The sequence below is a fragment of the Arthrobacter sp. BE255 genome, from assembly GCF_031457335.1.
In the GTDB taxonomy this organism is placed as follows: Bacteria; Actinomycetota; Actinomycetes; order Actinomycetales; family Micrococcaceae; genus Arthrobacter.
This window is the reverse complement of sequence record NZ_JAVDWK010000015.1, coordinates 35,816-51,345: the sequence shown is the minus strand read 5'-3', so window position 1 is coordinate 51,345 and position 15,530 is coordinate 35,816. Positions and strand designations below refer to the sequence as shown.

At 65.3% G+C, this 15,530-nt stretch carries 15 protein-coding genes and 3 tRNA genes; 1 reads left to right on the top strand and 17 read right to left on the bottom strand.

Translation table 11 applies throughout. From position 1 onward, the window contains the following. Positions 1–3: 3 nt before the first annotated feature. From J2X42_RS20805 to J2X42_RS20730, 16 genes are all read right to left on the bottom strand, one after another. Positions 4–615 carry a hypothetical protein gene (locus J2X42_RS20805; RefSeq protein WP_310167835.1) on the bottom strand — a complete coding sequence of 204 codons (612 nt, stop codon included), beginning with the start codon at positions 613–615 and terminating at the stop codon, positions 4–6. After that, positions 612–1,205 carry a DUF6286 domain-containing protein gene (locus J2X42_RS20800; protein ID WP_310167833.1) on the bottom strand — a complete coding sequence of 198 codons (594 nt, stop codon included), beginning with the start codon at positions 1,203–1,205 and terminating at the stop codon, positions 612–614. Before J2X42_RS20800 ends, J2X42_RS20805 begins: the two co-directional genes overlap by 4 nt. Continuing rightward, a complete protein-coding gene (locus J2X42_RS20795; RefSeq protein ID WP_310167832.1) occupies positions 1,202–1,582 on the bottom strand; it encodes a hypothetical protein in 381 nt (126 codons plus the stop codon). The genes J2X42_RS20800 and J2X42_RS20795 overlap by 4 nt, the downstream gene beginning before the upstream one ends. After that, the gene (locus J2X42_RS20790) at positions 1,579–1,770 is read right to left on the bottom strand and encodes a hypothetical protein (protein ID WP_131133405.1); all 192 of its coding nucleotides are present in this window, start codon (positions 1,768–1,770) and stop codon (positions 1,579–1,581) included. Before J2X42_RS20790 ends, J2X42_RS20795 begins: the two co-directional genes overlap by 4 nt. Further along, on the bottom strand, positions 1,767–2,222 hold the full coding sequence (locus J2X42_RS20785; RefSeq protein WP_310167831.1) for an Asp23/Gls24 family envelope stress response protein: 456 nt from the start codon (positions 2,220–2,222) through the stop codon (positions 1,767–1,769). The genes J2X42_RS20790 and J2X42_RS20785 overlap by 4 nt, the downstream gene beginning before the upstream one ends. A 138-nt stretch (positions 2,223–2,360) precedes the next feature. Further along, positions 2,361–3,956, bottom strand: a complete 1,596-nt coding sequence (locus tag J2X42_RS20780) for a glycoside hydrolase family 68 protein (protein ID WP_310167829.1) — start codon at positions 3,954–3,956, stop codon at positions 2,361–2,363. Positions 3,957–4,455: 499 nt separating this feature from the next. Beyond that, complete coding sequence (locus J2X42_RS20775) at positions 4,456–6,009, bottom strand: glycoside hydrolase family 32 protein (RefSeq protein ID WP_310167828.1); 1,554 nt, start codon at positions 6,007–6,009, stop codon at positions 4,456–4,458. Then, a complete protein-coding gene (locus tag J2X42_RS20770; RefSeq protein WP_310167827.1) occupies positions 6,006–7,058 on the bottom strand; it encodes an ABC transporter ATP-binding protein in 1,053 nt (350 codons plus the stop codon). Before J2X42_RS20770 ends, J2X42_RS20775 begins: the two co-directional genes overlap by 4 nt. After that, on the bottom strand, positions 7,055–8,017 hold the full coding sequence (locus J2X42_RS20765) for an ABC transporter ATP-binding protein (protein ID WP_310167826.1): 963 nt from the start codon (positions 8,015–8,017) through the stop codon (positions 7,055–7,057). Before J2X42_RS20765 ends, J2X42_RS20770 begins: the two co-directional genes overlap by 4 nt. Then, entirely contained in the window at positions 8,014–9,015 is a 1,002-nt protein-coding gene (locus tag J2X42_RS20760; RefSeq protein ID WP_310167825.1) for an ABC transporter permease, read from the bottom strand. Before J2X42_RS20760 ends, J2X42_RS20765 begins: the two co-directional genes overlap by 4 nt. 8 nt (positions 9,016–9,023) lie before the next feature. After that, positions 9,024–10,001, bottom strand: a complete 978-nt coding sequence (locus J2X42_RS20755; RefSeq protein WP_310167824.1) for an ABC transporter permease — start codon at positions 9,999–10,001, stop codon at positions 9,024–9,026. A gap of 106 nt (positions 10,002–10,107) precedes the next feature. After that, positions 10,108–11,781: an ABC transporter substrate-binding protein gene (locus J2X42_RS20750; RefSeq protein ID WP_310167823.1), complete on the bottom strand. Its 1,674-nt coding sequence runs from the start codon at positions 11,779–11,781 to the stop codon at positions 10,108–10,110. A 78-nt stretch (positions 11,782–11,859) separates the two neighbouring features. Beyond that, complete coding sequence (locus J2X42_RS20745) at positions 11,860–12,963, bottom strand: LacI family DNA-binding transcriptional regulator (protein WP_310167822.1); 1,104 nt, start codon at positions 12,961–12,963, stop codon at positions 11,860–11,862. A gap of 279 nt (positions 12,964–13,242) precedes the next feature. After that, a tRNA-Phe gene (locus tag J2X42_RS20740) sits at positions 13,243–13,318 on the bottom strand. A 48-nt stretch (positions 13,319–13,366) separates the two neighbouring features. Further along, a tRNA-Asp gene (locus J2X42_RS20735) sits at positions 13,367–13,440 on the bottom strand. A 92-nt stretch (positions 13,441–13,532) separates the two neighbouring features. Further along, positions 13,533–13,605, bottom strand: a tRNA-Glu gene (locus tag J2X42_RS20730). A gap of 169 nt (positions 13,606–13,774) precedes the next feature. On the opposite strand from J2X42_RS20730, the gene J2X42_RS20725 reads away from it, so the two are divergent. After that, a complete protein-coding gene (locus tag J2X42_RS20725; protein ID WP_310167821.1) occupies positions 13,775–14,797 on the top strand; it encodes a PHP domain-containing protein in 1,023 nt (340 codons plus the stop codon). Between the two features lie 7 nt (positions 14,798–14,804). Here J2X42_RS20725 and J2X42_RS20720 read toward each other — a convergent pair whose 3' ends face one another. After that, a complete protein-coding gene (locus J2X42_RS20720) occupies positions 14,805–15,485 on the bottom strand; it encodes a thioredoxin domain-containing protein (RefSeq protein ID WP_310167820.1) in 681 nt (226 codons plus the stop codon). Positions 15,486–15,530 lie beyond the last annotated feature (45 nt).

Below are 15,530 nucleotides of genomic sequence, written 5' to 3'. Positions count from 1 at the left end.
TGCTCAGCGGACGCGTTCAGCCCGGCTGAACCGCGTCCGCGCACCGGCGCCAATGTGGATCAGCACCGGTGTGCGCTTGCCAACCACCGCGTCCAGGGCCTCCACCAGCGTTGCCACCTCCGCAGCGAGGAGGTGCGGGGCGACGCCTTGGCGCGGAAGGAGCCGGACCTTCAGGGCCGGGCTGCCGTTGACCTCGTAGGTTGCAACGGTGGCACCGGCCAGGTCCGGACGCTCCGCAAGGGCCTGCTTGAGGGCCTGCTCGGCCACTCCTCCACCGATCCGGACGTCGCCGGCGACCTCCCCGGCGTCGTCATCCGAAACGAGCTGGTTGCTGCGGCCTTTGCCCTGCTGGGCCACCCAGGCAACCATCAGCCCCATTAGCAGCAGCGTCACGAGGACCACCACGATCCAAAGCCAGCTCTCCGGCCTGCCGGGGAACCGGGTGTTGTTGAAGGCCTGGTTTATCCCCTGCCAGGCATCCTCCGACCAGGAATGCCACCACGTGGCGACTGCCGGAACGGTGGCCAGCAGGACCAGGAGCAGTCCAATGGCGAGAAGCTTGAGGCCCAGGATCGCCACAAGGATCCGATTCAGCAGGGCGGGTGTGCTGGTCACGCGCCAATCACCCCCGCCGATGCCAGGTTGATGCGGACCTCAGGAACCGGGAGAAGGGCCATCTCGCCAAGTTCGCTGTCCACTGCTGCGCGGACGGCTCCCCCATCCACCGGCACGCCGGAGGTGGGACGGACGTTCACAATGACCTGGCGCCGGGAGACAACCACCATGACCTGCTCAGGTGTGACGTTGGCAGCGAGCCGGGCACGGCGTGCCAGGGCGGAAGCGATGACTTCGTCGTCGACCACCACCGCCGGACTGTTCCAGCCGTCCTCGTCGTCGCTGAGCACATGCCGGGCGCGGCGCCCGGGAAGCACTGCGTTCAGAAGGAAGAACAGCCCGATCATTGCCAGCACGGCACCCAGGGCGCCGAGCAACAGCGGCGGTACTCCCGAAGGCAAGGCGACGAGCCGTTCCGCAGCGGTCTGCGGTTCGATCAGCCAGGCCGGCTGGCCGATGGCATGGACCGCTGCTTCCAGGAGTCCATAGGCACAGGCAACAACAACGAGGACAGCGGCGAACGATGCGACCACCGCTCGGGACGAATGGGTCTCCCGGTAGAGGACTCTTTGCTTGTCCGGTGCGCTCATTTCACACGCCCTCCTTCGCTGATCCGGGCCCCGCTGATCCGGATGTCCACGCGGCTGAGCCGGGCCCCGCTGAGCGAGGTGACGGTGGCCAGGATCCGTGCTTTCGCTGTGACAGTGCGGTCCCAGATGGACCCGCCGAAGGCAGCAACCCTGCCGGCGTCGGCAGCTACTGCCTTCAGCGGAGGGATGTGGATGGGCGCCACGAGGGACAGCGCAAGCAGGCCGTCGTCGTCGGACCAGTCTGCACGGATGTCCTGGGCAGGCACGCCCAGCGCCTCAGCTGCCGCGGCCCTGGCCAGGCTGGTCAGGGCCTGGGTGCTGATGCGGTTATGACCGGCAAGGACCTGGCCCCGGAGCGTCGGTGCAGGCGAGCTCATGACGAGGAGCGCCGGCCGATGATGGCATCCAGGACGCCGCGCAGGTCCAGTTTCCCTTCCGCCGCGCGGCCCAGCAGGGCTCCGATTGCCATAAACAGCAGCGAGACCAGGAAGCCCCATAGCCCGAACTGGAAGGACATAAACGCCACGAACGCTCCCACGGCGATTCCCACAACTGTCAGGTTCACAGGACGGCCTCCCTTTCTGCGGTGGCCGGACCGGCCGGTTTTACAGGCGGGGCCACATAGACATCGGTGATTTCGACGTTCACTTCAATGACCTGCAGCCCGACGAGCTCTTCAACGGCGCGGTACACGGAAGACCTGACCTGGTCAGCCACCGAATGGAGCGGCGCGCCGTAGGTGGCCACGAGGCTGATGTCCACAGCCACCTGGGTTTCGCCCACCTCTGCGTGCACACCGGCTGCGTGGTCGGAACTGCCGACGGCGTCCCGAATGGCGCCGAGGGCACGGGACGGTCCGGACCCCAGCGAATAGACCCCCGGGACAGCACGGGCGGCGATGCCGGCAACCTTTGCTACGGCAGTCTCAGAGATGACGGTGCGGCCGTGGCCCGGCACCAGGCTTCCGGCGCTATGTCTTTGGACGCCCGCATCGGGTTGTGGGTTCTGGTATTCCATCAGGCACTCCCCCTTCTGTTGAACCCAACCCTATCCCCTGCCCGCGGCTTAACGGCAGGAGGCGGGGACGCCCGGCCATGCCGGACGCCCCCGCCTCCACCTGCGGAAGGTCCTTGATCAGGTTCCGCTATGGGCGGTTCACTTGTAGTGACCCTCGCCGCCAACGCGGACGTTGGTGGGCAGGTAGCCGAACGGGCCGAGGCCGTCCTTGCCGAAGCTGCGGTCCACCTGGGAAATGCCGTTCTGGAAGTTGATCTTCACCGTGGGCGAAAGGGATCCGCCGCGGACGCCGTTGACGTTGTCGATGAAGGACTGCACCAGGCCACCGGGCTGCACGTAGTGCGAGTAGGCCTGGAACTGGCGGCCGTTCTGCAGCGGGTTGGGGCCTTCCGGAGCGTTGGCCGGCATGTTCAGGTCCGTCGGGGAACCCAGGGCCAGTCCGCTGTTGTTCATCGGCTGGTAGTCGGAACGGACGCCGTCGCCGACGAAGCCGTAGACACCGTCGGGGCCGCGCATGCCCGCAGCGTACGTGAACTGGTGGCTGATGGTGAACAGGTAGTACTTGTTCTTGCCGTTTTCGTTCTGGATGAAGATCTGCGGACGCTCAGTCTGGTCGTTGACGCAGTTGGCAGACAGGACCGGCGGCAGGAACGACCACTTGGTCAGGTCCTTGTTGTCCGCCACAGCCAGGCCCACGTTGGCGGTCTGGTAGTAGGCGCCGGTGCTGTTGACTTCATTCAGGTTCTCGGCGTTGGGGTCTCCCGGCTGGTAGCCGAGGTCCTCGGGCTTGCACTCGTACTCTCCACGGGTGCCGCCGGTGTTCCCTTCGAAGACCATAAAGGTCTTGCCGGGGTGCGCAGGGTCCGCGAAGGTGTACGGATCGCGGAAGGCGAAGCCGGGGTTCTGGGCCTTGTTCTGGTACATCTTGCCGTCCGGCTCAAGCAGCTTGGTGTGCTCGAAGCCATCGAACGTAACGCCGTTCTCGTCAGCGTGGATCTTGCCCAGGGCCTTGGCGATTGCCGCGTCGGGAGCGATGCCGCCGCCGCCGGCGTTCCGCTCGGCCACGTCGTAGAACGTGGTGGCCGTGTAGAACACGTTGACCTGGTTGCCCTGCATCAGTCGGGTGGAACCTGACCACTCGGTGTTGCCGATCGAGGTGTTGTCCAGGAACAGGTGGCCGCCGTAGTTCCACTTGTCCTTGGCCGGGTCGGCGTTGGTCTTGCGGAAGAAGTAGCCGATCCGGGCGTTCCAGTGTCGCTGGTCGAACCCGTAGCCGGCGTGCCGGTCTGCCACGAGGGAGAAGATGACGTCGTAGCCCTTGTAGCTGATCTGGTTGGCGTTTTCGTCCGTGAGGGACCAGGTGTCCCAGACCCAGACGTCGTCATTCATGGCGGGGAAATCCTCGGGGATTTCCGGCATGGTGACATCCGGGCTCATGGAGTTCTCGCCGGGAGCCACGGTGGAGTCGCTCTGGGCCATGATCTGCTTGGCGTCTGCGCGGGTCCACTTGGAGGTGAAGTCCGACGCCGGGTCGTGGGCCTCCTGCGTGTGCTTGGTGGGCAGGGGGAAGCCCGGGGTCGGGGCCGGCATCTGCTCGGCGGCCGGCGGATCCGCCGGCTCGTTGGCCTGTGCTGACGGGATGGCCAGGAAGGCCGAGGCCGCTACGGCTGCCGCCAGTGCTGCGGCGGCGGGGCGCCACCGCAGCATCCGGGGTGTTTGGGGGTGCTTGTGCATTTTTGCTCTTCTCGCGGAGGTGAAACTATTCGTGGAAGACGGGCGTATGCCCTGTGGCCTCGAATGCTCCGGCGAGCCCGACGACACCTCAGGCGTCATCACGGACGCCGTTGTTTCGAGGGGAACGGGGCTTGGGTGAGGCCCCGTACGTGGCTCAGGACAAATTGTTATTTCCTGGCCCGCTGTCCACGCTAGGCAGTACACCGACTGCATTCAAACCGTGTTTCGACGCCAAAATCCAGCCTGTCAGACATTTGATGCAAGCGCTTACATTGCCCAAAGCGCGCGCGTGCCATAACGGTTTGGCGGAGTCAAATGTTTCATTGGAAAAATTCAATCGTGGGAAACGTCACGCTGGATCCACCCGGAGTTCACCGAAATTTTGGCGGTGGACCCGGCCCGCGGGTGGATCCAGCGTGGTGATTGATTGCGGGGATCGATTGCTCCGCGGGCGCCGTCATGAGTCCCCAAAGGGCCGGCGGGATCAGGCGCTGGAAAGTTAGGGGAACAGCGGTCGCGGGCCGCCGAAGATTCCCTCCATCCGCCAGGCATCGAGCTGCCGCAGTCGAACCTTCCCGTCGGCTGACAGCCGCACAGCAGTCCCGCCAAGGGTGGGATAGACCCGGGCTGTCAGGGGCTTGCCGTTGGCGAAGATCTCCAACGCCGAGCGGTCCACGAGGACCCGCAGGTGGAGCTTGCCGCCGGGAAGCCTTACCGGCCCGGATCGCTCCTCCGTGTCCACCATTTGGTCCAGGCTGCTGCCGGAGCGGTCGAGCCGCAGCCATGACTCCCCGCTGATTCCGTCGGCGCGGCCCACCTCGATGACCGTCTCCTCGGCGGGGCTCTGGCCTGTTTCGGCCGGGGAAATACCGGCACCCAGAATCCCGAGCCGGAAGACTGCCCCGGGCTCCAGTTCAACGTCCAGTTCCAGATCCAGTTGATTTCCGGACACCCCGTCGAGAACGCTGCTGCCGCCCACGTCCCGCGGCCCGAGCCTGACGTGGTCCCGGCGGAGCGACTCGATCTCCGGCACGGGAGTGAAGGCCAGTTCCCCTTGTTCGTCGGGGGTCGACACGCGTGGCAGGCTCATGACGCCGGACCAGCCGGCTTCGACCATGGCCACATCCGTCCGGCCCTCCTGCAGCCACCCGAACATCACGCGGCGGCCGGCGTCGTCGGCGAATGACTGGGGTGCGTAGAAGTACCTGCCTCCGTAATCCAGCCGGCGCAGCTGCCGCGGGGTGTAAGAGTCTCCCGCGTACCGCCCGGTCCAGTACAGCGGGTGCCGGGTGTCGCCGTCGTCCCAGGCGGAAAAGACGAGCACATCGTCGGCCGGGCCACCGCTGTCCCCCAGCACGCCGGGGCCGGCGCGGAACAGGTCCACGCACTCCCACATGGTGCCTTCCCAGTCCGTCGCCGCAGGATCGCCGGCGGACGCGTCGCCGATGTGCAGCGGCCCGATATAGTCCCAGGTCCGGAGGTCAGCCGACTCATAGAGGAACGCCGTGCCGCCGCGGCCCCTGATGCCCGAGCCCACCAGCTGGCGCCAGCGGGATCCCTCGCGCCACACGCAGTGGTCCCTGTAGGCGGTGATGTCCACCCCGGCCGGCGGGGCGGCGATCACCGGGTTTTCCGGGGCTTTGGTCCAGGAGAGCAGGTCCGGTGATCCGACGGCCACACACGGAAGTTCGTGTTCGCCGTGCCGGCCTGAATACACCAGGGTGGGCGTGCCGCCGTCGTTCACCAGCACGCCGGACCAGCAGCCGTCAGCGTCCGGCCCTTCGGACGGTTCCAGCGCGACTGGCTGATCCGTCCAGGTGACCAGGTCCGTGCTGGTGGCGTGGCCCCACAGGATGCGGTGGTGGAAGGCCCCCTCCGGGTTGTACTGGTAGAAGAGGTGGTAGGTGCCGTTCCACTGGCTGACCCCGTTGGGATCGTTGAGCCAGCCCGCAGGCGAGACGAAGTGGAAGCGCGGCCGGTGCGGATCCGCCTCGGCGCGGATCACGAGTTCATCCTGCGGCACGGTGGCCAGCGGGTGGGTCAGGCCGGTCATGCGGAAACCATTTCTTCCAGGGCGTCGGTGGTCAGCGCGTGTCCGGCGGCAGCGGCCGGCGGCCGGTACAGATGGCAGCGGACCCAGTGCCGGTGGGCAGGATCGCCCACCTGGTGCCGCACGGGTTCGGCGGCGGAGCACCGCTGCTGCGGGTCGCCGTCGTACGTGCACGACGCCGGTTCCATCACCGCCGCCCGCAGCGCGGCGCGCTCGACGGGATCGTAGGATCCGGTGCGGGCAGGGTCCGGAACGGCCGATACCAGCAGGCGGGTGTAGGGGTGTGCCGGGTTCGCCAGGAGGTCCAGCGATTCGCCTTCCTCCACAAGTTCGCCGGCAAACATCACGGCGATGCGGTCCGCGAGGTAGCGCGCCGAGGCAAGGTCGTGGGTGATGTAGAGCATGGAAATGCCCTGCTCGTCCCGGAGCCGGCGCAGCAGGTTGAGGATGCCGATCCGCACCGAAACATCCAGCATGGAGGTGGGCTCATCGGCCAGGACCACCTCGGGCTCCACGGCCAGGGCCCGGGCGATGGCCACGCGCTGGCGCTGGCCGCCGGAGAGCTCATGCGGGTAGGAATTGAGCATATCCGGGGTGAGTCCGACGGTGGTCATCAGTTCATCCAGCCTCGACCGCAGCTGGTCAGGGGTCCCGGCTTTTCCGTGCAACGTGAGGGAACGGGTCAGGAAGTGTTCTATCCGGTGGACCGGGTTCAATGAGCCGAAGGGGTCCTGGAACACCATTTGCACGTGTGCCCGGTATTCCTTGGATGCCTGGAACCGGTCCCGTTTCAGGACGTCGGTGCCGTCCAGCAGGATCTGGCCTGAGGTGGGCCGTTCCAGCCGCGCAATGCACCGGGCGAGGGTGCTCTTGCCGGAGCCCGACTCTCCCACGAGGGCCACGATTTCGCCCCGGCCGATGCTCAGGTCCACTCCGCCCAGGGCCCGTACGGCCGCGCGGGAGAACAGGCCGCCGCTGTGGAAATCCTTGACCAGGCCCCGTACCTCAAGGGCTGGGACTTCAAGGGTTGGTGTTTCGCTGTGCTTGCTCATGAGCTTGCTCCTTCCAGGGCAGGCTGGTTCCGGGCAGTCTGAGCGGGGGAAACCGGTGCCACGAAATGCCCGGGAGCCGCTTCCCGGAGGTCGGCAATGTTGCTGAACTTCACGCCGTCGGCCAGGCCGGTGAGCGGCACACGAGGTCCCGTCAGGGGTGGGAACGCTCCCATCAGCGCCTGCGTGTACGGGTGGCGAGGGGCGGTATGGATGTCCGTGGACTTGGCCGTCTCCACGATCCTGCCGCCGTACATCACCGCCATCCGGTGGGAGAGTTCCACCATGAGGGACATGTCGTGCGTGATGAAGAGGACGGAGAAGCCCAGCTGGTGCTGCAGGTCCTTGATCTGGGCCATGATTTCCTGCTGCACCACCACGTCCAGGGCGGTGGTGGGCTCGTCGAGGATCAGGAGCGAGGGCTTCAGCGCCACGGCCATGGCGATGACCGCGCGCTGGCGCATGCCGCCGGACAGCTGGTGCGGGTAGGACTTCAGCCGGGCGGGATCGATCCGGACCAGTTCCAGCAGTTCGGCGGCCCTGCGCAGGGACTCCTTGCGGGAGTAGCCGGCATGCGTGGTGAAGATATCGACGATCTGGTCGCCGATGGTCATCACCGGGTTGAGGGAGTTCATGGCCGATTGAAACACCATGGCCACGTCCTGCCAGCGGAACCGGCGGAGCTCTTCCTTGTCCAGTGCCATGACGTCCCTGCCGCCGAAGCGGATGCTGCCGCCGGCGATTTCGGCAGGGTCGCGCAGCAGCCGCATGATGGCGTTCGCGATGGTGGATTTGCCGCAGCCGGATTCGCCGGCCAGGCCGAAGATCTCGCCGGCGCCGATGCTGAAGGAGACGCGGTCGACGGCGGTGGTGGACCGGGTGTCGCCGCGGTACTTCACGGTGAGGTCCTTGATCTCCAGGACAGGCTGGTGCGAGCCGAGGGAGGTCTGGGAGACGGTCATGCCGCTGCTCGCTTTCGGGTGGGGACAGGCTTGGGTTTTTTGATTTTCCTGAGGCGGGGATTCGTGACTTCGTCCACCGCGTAGTTGATCAGCGCCAGCGAGAAGGCCACCAGCGCGATGCACAGGCCGGAGGGGACAAAGACCCACCAGCTGCCGGTGAGCAGGGCGCCTTCGTTGCCGGCCCAGTAGAGGTTGTTGCCCCAGGAGACCGTGCTGACGTCGCCCAGGCCCAGGAACTCCAGGCCGGCCTGGGCGCCGATGCCGTAGATGATGCAGGCCAGGAGCGTGCCCATCACGATGGAGGCCATGTTCGGCAGGATTTCGCCGAACATGATCCTGAGCGGCCGTTCACCGGTGACCACGGCAGCGGCCACAAAGTCCTTGGACCGGATGGACAGCGCCTGCGAGCGGAGCACCCGGGCGGAGCCGGCCCAGCCGGTGACCACCAGGACCAGGATGACGGTGCCCAGGCCCGGCGGCAGGAACGCAGCCAGGATCACCAGGAGAGGCAGGCCCGGAAGCAGCAGGAAAACGTTGGTGGTCAGGGACAAAGCTTCGTCGATGAACTTGCCGAAGTAGGCGGAGGCCAGGCCCACCAGGATGCCGATGAAGGTGGACGCGAATCCCACGGTCAGGCCCACCAACAGTGAACTGCGGGAACCGTGGATGGTCAGGGCCAGGACGTCCTGGCCTTTGGCCGTGGTGCCCAGCCAGTATTCGGCGTCGGGCTCCTGGGAGGCCATGCCGGTGATCTTGGACGGGTTGTCCGGATATAGAACCGGGGCCAGGAGCGCCAACGCGATGAAAACGAACAGGATGGCGGCGCCGGTCATGGCCTTTTTGTTGGTCAGCAGCCCGTGGAGGAGGCTCCGGTTGGACCTGCGTACGGTGCCGCCGGACGGAACCCCCGTACCGCCGTCGGGCGTTTTGCCGGTGAGCGGATCTGCGACGGTCCCGGCGGGCAGGCTGGAAGCGGTGTTTGCGATGGAAGTGGTCATGATCAGTCCTAGTTGCTGCGCACGCGCGGGTCGAGACGGACGTAGAGGATGTCCACCAGGAAGTTGGCCAGCAGCACGGCGGCCGTGATGGTCAGGAACAGGCCCTGCATGAGCGGGTAATCGAGTCCTTGCACGGCGGCCAGTAGCTGGTAGCCCACGCCCGGGTAGGCGAACACCACCTCGGTCAGGAGGGCACCGCCCACCACAAAGCCCAGGCTCATGCCGAAGGCGGTCACGGACGGCAGCATCGCGTTGCGGGCGGCGTAGCGGAACATGATCCGCCCCGGACGCAGGCCCTTCGCCTCGGCCATGGTGATGTAGTCCTCGGCGTTGGTGGCGATCATGGTGTTGCGCATGCCCAGCATCCAGCCGCCGATCGAAACCAGCACGATGGTGAGGGCCGGCAGCACCAGGTGCATGCCGACGTCGGAAATGAATTCCCAGCTGAAGCCGGGCACGATGGTGTCGCTGAAGGCGTGCCGGATGGGGAACCAGCCCAGCGTGACGCCGAACAGGTAGAGGGCGCCCATGGCGAGCCAGAAGTACGGAAAGGAACCGATGAAGATCAGCAGCGGCGGGAGCGCCGAGTCGACGGCTCCCCCGCGGCGCCACGCTGCCAGGATTCCCAGGAGGTTGCCCACGACGGCGGCAATCACCAGTGCGGTCCCGCCCAGCAGGAGGGTCCAGCCCACCTGTGAACCGATCACTTCAGTGACGGGAGCGGGGAAACGGGACATGGAAACGCCCATCTGGCCGGTCAGCATGTTGTGGAGGTAGCCGAAGTACTGCTCCCAGAGCGGCCGGTCGTCCACGCCGAGCAGTTTGCGCAGCTGCTCGATCTGCTCGGGCTGCATCCGGTCCTGGTTCCGGGCGAACATCCGGGAGACGGGGTCGCCGGGCATAAAGCGCGGGAGCAGGAAATTCAGGGTGATGGACACCCAGAAGGCAATCAGGTAGAAACCCAGGCGGCGCAGGATAAAGCGCACGGCTTCCCTCCATTCGGGAGTTGCGGAAAGTTTGGGAGCACACCCGGCGCCGGAAACAGCGCCGGGTGTGCGGATCAGTGCGGCGGTGGGGCCGCGAGAAAGATGGCTACTTGCGCGGTTCCAGCGACGTCAGGACCAGGACCGTGGTCGGGGACTTCACCGAGAGGGTCGCGTAGGGATTGTCCTGGGTGGGCCAGCCTGTGAAGCGGGTGTCGTTGAAGGCGCCCCATTCCGGACCGGAGAACAGCGGCACCAAGGGCGCGACGTCGTTGTATTCTTCCTGGAGTTTGTCGGCGATGTCCCTCTGCTTGGACTCGTCGGCTTCCGCGGCGAACTCGGCGAGCAGCGCGTCTGCCTGGGTGTCCCCGAAGCGGTGGTAGTTGTCGAAGGTTTTGGTGCCTACCGGCTTGAACGTTGCCGTGCCCATGGAGGTGCTGAAGTACTTGTACGGGCTGGGGTCGTTGGCGCTCCAGACGATGCCCGAATCAAAGTCGCCCGTCTCGTAGCCGGCTACCACCGCGGCCCAGTCCGGGGAGTCAACCTTGGCGCTCACGCCGATCTCGGCGAGGTTCTGGGAAATCACGTTGGCCACGGAGAGCCAGTCGGATGAAGTAGCGCCCACGGAGATCTTGAACTCAAAAGGCGTGCCGTCCTTCAGCTTGCGCTTGCCGTCGCTTCCTTTGGCAAAGCCGGCTTTGTCCAGCAGCTGGTTCGCAGCGTCCACGTCCAGTTTGGTCCACGTGCAGTTGTCCTTGACGGTGGCGTTCTTCCACTTTTCATAGTTGCCGGAAAGGCCCGTGCAGTCCGCCGGCTTCGCGTAGCCGCTCATGCCGATCTTGGTCACCTGGTCGCGGTCCACGGCCATGCTGAGTGCCTTGCGGACGTCAACGTCGTTGAAGGGGGCCTTGGTGGTGTTGAGTTGCCAGTTGATCATCGCACCAGTGGCCGGGAACCAGTACTGGCGGTGTTCCTTGTCCTTGGAGATGAAGGTCTTCTCAATGTTGGGAATGTACTGCGGCGCCCAGTCGACGTCGCCGTTCGCGGCGGCGAGGTTGGCGCCGTCGTTCCCGGCGAAGGCAAGCATCTTGATTCCGGCGATCTTCTGCTTTTCCGGCTGCCAGTAGTTGGGGTTCTTCTTCAGCACGAAGGACTGGGCCTGGAAGCTGTCCACTTCGGTGTACGGGCCGGTGCCTACCGGCGTGGCGTTGGTGTCCTTGCCCGGATCAGCAAGTGCGGACCAGATGTGCTTGGGCAGGATGGTGAGCTGGCCGAGGTCGTAAAGGGCCGGCGACCAGGGCTTGTTGAAGCTGAAGGTGACCTTGTTGGCGCCGTCGGCGGTCACCGTTTCGAGGTATTCAAAGCCACCTTTGATCTTCTTCTGCAGTTCGAACGTGTACGCCACGTCGTCGGCCACGAGCGGCTTCCCGTCGGACCACTTCACGCCGTCGCGGAGGGTGAAAGTGATGGACTTGCCGTCGCCTGCCGCTTGCCACTCAGTGGCGAGCCACGGCGTTGTGTCTCCATTGGCCGGATTGAAGATCAGGAGGGACTCGTAGATCGACTGCTGCACCATGGGGTTCACCGTGGGTGCGAATGGGTTGAAGTTCTGCACGAACGTGCCCATGTCCTCGCGGGGAATGGTCAGCAATGCGCTCTCGGCCGAAGCGCCGGTGGCACCTGTTGTGCCCTGGTTGGCTGAGCAGCCGGTGAGCAGGAGGGCTCCCACGGCCAGGCCGGCCGCCGTGATTCGGGCAGCCCTGAAGAATCGCTGTTGTGTCATGATGGGTATCTCTTTCCTCTCTTCATCGCTGAAGGTGAAGGTGTGGTTGGGGGTTGCTTTTCAGTGGTTGATTTGCCGTCAGACTGAAGAGCGTTCTAGCAGCGGACAGTCGACCATTTGCTGGTGTGCAGTGATCGGCTGTCCGGCTGTAAGGTTTGCGAGTGTCTGGACACCCAGCGCACCCATCTCCTCGAAGGGCAACGCAACCGTCGTCAGTTTCGGCCTGAGGTAGGCCGCAATGAGTTCCTGGTTGTCGAAGCCGATCACGGCGATGTCTTGGGGGATGGCGAGCCCGCGCTCCTTGATGGCGTCATAGGCGCCCATGGCCATCCGGTCGTTGAGGCAGAACAAGGCAGTTGGCCTGCCTTCCCCAGCGGGATATTTATCAAGAATTTGGCAGGCTGCCTCGTAGCCGCCGTCCGCCGTCGCGTATCCGGAGACTACAAGATCAGGGTCCAGTTCCAGCCCTGCTTCGGCGAGTGCTTCACGGCACCCCTGCAGTCGTCCGACGGCGGCGGGGATGTTCGGATCCAGGTTGATGACACCGATCCTCGTGTGGCCGGCCTGGAGCAGACGCTCGACGGCGACGCGCCCACCTGCGCGTTCGTCCGGGACGATCGAGGGCAGCTTCCCGTCCGCGTCGAAGCAGTTGATCAGGACAGTGGGCACCTCATGGGTGCTTTTCGGAACGTGAACGCCCCGGTGGAAGGTGGCCGCGTAAAGGAGTCCTTCGACCCGTTGTTCCAGCAGCTTTTCCACGGCGGCATCTTCCAGGCCCTGGTTTGGTCCTACGGCGTCCGCCTGGTCTGACGGGGCGATGAGCAGGAACTTGCGGTCCAGCCACGCCTGGTCCTGCGCGCCCTTGATGATGTCGACGGCGAACGGGGCCGTAACGATTTCCGTGACGATGCCATACCAGTCGCTTCGCTTGGAGGCCAGGGCCCGGGCGCCGGCGTTGGGACGGTAGCCGAGTGTCTGGACGGCCTCAAGGATGCGGTGCTTGGTGTCCTGGGAGACGTTGGGGTGCTCCCGGTTGCTAAGGACGAAGGACACAGCGGTGCGCGACACTCCGGCGTGCTTAGCCACTTCCGCCATGGTGACGCCACGCTGCCCGGGGGTCGCCGCCGTCGTACCGGCTGCGCGTTTCTTCGCTGCAGGTGCGGGTGGGGTGCTGTTCGCCATTGAATGCTCCGGGACTTCTGCGTGGGGCCTGTCTGGTGACCGGCCGGAATTTTAGTTACGCGCGTTACATGCTGCGATGTGATTCAGGTTACGCGCGTTACATGGAAGCTGTCAACGGGAATTTTGATTTGTCCCCTTGAGACGGACTTATCCACTGGGAACGGCTCGGGGAATTGACCAGACGGCGGGGAGAAGCGTCCTGTTGGCAGGCGGCGTGGTAAAGGAGTGCGGGCCGTTAAAGAAGAAAAGCACCAGTTCCGAAGAACTGATGCTTCCCAGTGGTGGCTCCGACCGGCGTCGATCCGGTGACCTTTCGATTTTCAGTCGAACGCTCTACCAACTGAGCTACAGAGCCTAGGTGACATGTCACCTTGACCACCGGAATTTCTTCCGGCAATCAGAGCGACCCTGACGGGACTTGAACCCGCGACCTCCGCCGTGACAGGGCGGCGCGCTAACCAACTGCGCTACAGGGCCTTGCTTTTCTTGCTTCCGCAGTATCGCTACCGCGTTTTTTCAAGGCTTCCAGCCTACCAGACTTTATCAGCCTGTTTGACCAGTTCCTTGCGTACCCCCAACGGGATTCGAACCCGTGCCGCCGCCGTGAAAGGGCGGTGTCCTAGGCCGCTAGACGATGGGGGCCAGAACCCGTTCGGAGCAAAAAGAAAAGGCTTCGAGCCGGGGCTGTCAGTCTTTGTCCTTCGCAGTTCCTCCGAACTGGACTCTAAAACTATAGGGCCTACGCCGGGATATTCCAAAATCGGCCCGCAGGCACCTGACCAAAGCGCCCCGAAGCGGCGAAGATGGACCCATGGATGCCGTCGCCGCGCTCAACGAAATTGCTTTCTGGCTGGAGCGCGAACGCGCCGCCACGTTCAAGGTCCAGGCCTTCCGGAAAGCGGCGGACACCATCGCGGGCCTGGAGCCCGCCGAGCTGAAGGCCCGGGCGGAGGACGGCCGGCTCAAACGCACGAAGGGGATCGGGGACAGGACCTACCAGGTGATCCGCCAGGCGGTCGACGGCGCGGTGCCGGACTATCTGGAAGACCTGCGCCAGCGCAGCACCGGGTCTCTGGCCGAGGGCGGCAATGAGCTCCTCGGCTCACTCCGTGGCGATCTCCACAGCCACAGCGACTGGTCCGACGGCGGCTCCCCCATCAGTCTGATGACCGAGGCCGCGAGGCTGCTGGGACGTGAGTACCTGGCACTGACCGACCACTCCCCCAACCTGAAGATCGCCAACGGGCTCACCGCTGAGCGCCTGGCTGAACAGCTCGACGTCGTGGCCGGGATCAACGACGGCACCGGCGGAAACGGCTTCACGCTCCTGGCCGGGATCGAGGTGGACATCCTGGAGAACGGCGAACTGGACCAGACGCCCGGGATGCTTGACCGGCTGGACATTGTGGTGGCAAGCGTCCATTCAAAACTGCGGTCGGACCGGAGCACCATGACGCGGCGCATGCTGGCGGGCATCAGGGACCCGCACACCAACGTGCTGGGCCACTGCACGGGACGCCTCGTGGAAGGCTCCCGAGGGACCCGGCCGCAGTCGGAATTCGACGCCAAAAAGGTGTTTGCCGCCTGCGCCGAAAACAATGTGGCCGTAGAGATCAACTCGCGCCCGGAGCGGCAGGACCCGCCGGACGACCTCATCCAGCTCGCCCTCGATGCCGGGTGCCTGTTCTCCATCGACAGCGACGCGCATGCCCCGGGGCAGCTGGACTTCCTGCAGTACGGCGCAGCACGGGCGGCCAGCAACAGCGTGCCCGCCGAACGCATCATCACCACGTGGCCGCTGGACCGCCTCCTGGAGTGGTCAGGAAAGGCCTGACCAGGAGCTACTTCACGGCGTCGGCGAGGATCTGCCGGAACTCCTGCCTGGTGCTGGGGGTGAGCTTCTCGCCGTTGAGGAAAAACGTCGGGGTGCCGGTCACGCCCAGGGCGGTGCCGTCCGTGATGTCGGCCCGGATCCGTTCCTTGGTCTTGTCGTCCGCGACGGCGGCGTCGTACGCGGCGAGGTCCAGCCCGAGTTCCGCCGCGTAGGTCCGAAAGAGGGGCGCCTGCGATTCGGCCTTTCCGTGCCACTGGTCCTGGGTTTCAAACAGCCTGGCCTGCATCGCTTCAAACTTTCCCTGCTGTGCCGCGGCTTCAACGGCGAGCGCTGCCTGTCCGGAGTTCGGGTGCGACGACAGCGGGAAGTAGCGGCTGACGAAGGTGATCCTGTCGCCGAACTCCTGTTTTAGCTCTTCGACGAAGGGGTGGACGGAGCGGCACGCCTCGCATTCGAAGTCGAGGAACTCCACGAGCTGCGCCTTTTCCACGGCCGGTGTGGTGAGCCTGTGGCTGTCAGTCCGAACCAGTTGTTCACTGCCGGCCACCGGCGGGTCCTGCGAGGGCTTGTTGGACGTGAGCACGGCGTACCAGGCCGCACCGCCCACGACGATGACGGCCAGAATGATCCAGATGACCAGGCGTATTCGTTTGGCTGTGTCCGGCGGTGAAGTTGTGGCTGAGACCATGGCACGCATCCTAACCGAGGCTGCGCGTTCCCCTCGCTGTCCACG